The 1,458-nt window shown below is 55.1% G+C and carries 2 protein-coding genes; both read left to right on the plus strand.

Annotated elements, in window-relative coordinates; genetic code table 11:
• On the plus strand, positions 1–524 hold a 524-nt coding region (locus O2S87_RS18545; protein WP_475410200.1), incomplete at its 5' end, for an NAD(P)-dependent oxidoreductase.
• A 606-nt stretch (positions 525–1,130) separates the two neighbouring features.
• Positions 1,131–1,458, plus strand: a 328-nt coding sequence (locus O2S87_RS18550) for a ferritin-like domain-containing protein (RefSeq protein WP_475410201.1), incomplete at its 3' end; no start/stop codon positions are given.

Here is a 1,458-nt window from a genome sequence, read left to right on the forward strand (position 1 = left end):
TCGGTCGACGAGTAGCCAAGCGCGTTCACGACGGGTTTGGCATGGACGTCATCGCCTACGACCCGTTCGTCGACCACGTCGAGATGGAGCCGTTCGGTGTTGAGAAGACGACCGACCTCCAAGACCTTTGTTCACGGAGCGACGTAGTTAGTCTCCATGCCGCAGTGGCACCGGGCTCACGTGGCATAATCGGCCCCGAGGAGTTCGCCGCCATGCCCGACGACGCCTACTTTGTTAACACGGCCCGAGCCGCACTAATCGAAGATGGCGCGCTGCTATCGGCGCTCGAAAACGACGAGATCCACGGTGCTGCCCTCGATGTATATCCAGAGGAGCCAATTTCCGAAAACGATCCACTGCTGGAGATGGACAACGTTGTCACGACGCCACACATCGCCTCCGCTTCACAGGACGTCATCGACCGCCACAGCAAACTCACAGTCGACGATATTGAGGCCCTTGTCGAGGGCGATCGGCCGATGCACGTCGCAAACCCTGAAACGCTCGACAACTTTAGCCTGTAACTCGCTTGATTGACCCCGTTGCTGACTATCAACCTGCAGATTTTGTTATGGACGTCTCGATCGAACACTAGTCTTACACCGGGATGGCCGTCTGGCAAGTCGAGTAGTTCACCCAATGGCGTCGTTGAGGAACTGACCGAACAGCATGGATATATCAGCATGGTCTGGGTCGACCGAATATCAGGAGCAGAGAAGTCACGGTCGTGGGCCTCTTTGACGACGAAGTGGGCGGCAATCTGAACGAACTCCCGGACGCCGTCGTCAAAGCGTTTGCACTACGCCCGAGGCAGGATGGATTCATCAGGAACGCGATCTAAACCCAACGGCTTAGCAAGCTCCTGATACCGAGACAGTACCCGATAACAATCACCGGTGATTTCCCAGTAAATGAGTTGTCGGATTATCCCGAGAAACGAATGCGGAGCAGGATGCCACTCTGGATATCCGTCATCAAGTAAACTGATATATCTGCGTATCCGCCCGTCGACTCACATTCCGGCTCTTCCCGTCTTGGGGTGGTATATACACAAACAAATCTTTCCAAATCAAAAAAGATTTTTCTAACTATGGAGTTTTAAGTGGTGGGCGTGGGTAGATAAAGTTGCTATGAGTACGCAGAAAACCGTCCGCCAGCAGGCGGGTACGTTTGAAGAATCAGAGGTGCTTCGGCTTGAGGAGGACAAAGTCGAGCAGATTGTCGACGCGCTGAACACCGATCTGGCCAACGCCTATGTGCTGTACCATCAGATCCGCAAACACCACTGGAACGTTGAGGGCGCGGAATCTCTCGACACCCACCAGTTCCTGCAGGAAGCCTACGAGCATCTTGAAGAAGGTGCCGACCGGATCGCTGAACGCGCACAGGCGATCGGCGGCGTTCCGGTTGCAGGCCCAGCCAACCAGGAGGAACGCGCCACTATTGAGTTCGAAGGCG

This window comes from Halohasta sp. A2 (genome assembly GCF_056175805.1).